This window comes from Shewanella sp. T24-MNA-CIBAN-0130 (assembly GCF_040310185.1).
GTDB lineage: Bacteria > Pseudomonadota > Gammaproteobacteria > Enterobacterales > Shewanellaceae > Shewanella > Shewanella psychromarinicola.
Window position 1 is genome coordinate 1 of record NZ_JBEOPP010000245.1, and the last position, 284, is coordinate 284.

At 37.3% G+C, this 284-nt stretch carries 1 protein-coding gene; it reads left to right on the plus strand.

Features of this window, described 5'->3' with window-relative positions; all coding sequences use genetic code 11:
• A partial coding sequence (locus AAEZ02_RS22250; protein WP_351125182.1) for a PAS domain-containing protein occupies positions 1-208 on the plus strand: 208 nt, incomplete at its 5' end.
• Positions 209-284: the final 76 nt, after the last annotated feature.

Consider the following 284-nt stretch of genomic DNA (forward strand, 5'->3'; position numbering starts at 1 on the left):
CAGTATTAATGAGATTATAAAAGGCCGTTGCATTAGCCAGCGTGTTGAATATCAATTAACTGATTTACACGGTGGCAGTCGTTGGATTTTGCAAACTGGCCGCGTCGTTGATGTTGATGATAAAGGTAACCCGCTTAGAGTGTGTGGGACTCATAGTGACATTACTGATATTAAGAAAGTTCAAGATACGATAAGTATTGCTAACTAAGTTTATAAAAACACCAGTGAAGACATGAGTGTGTTTACTTCTAAGGGTATTCTCATTGATTCAAATCCTGCATATT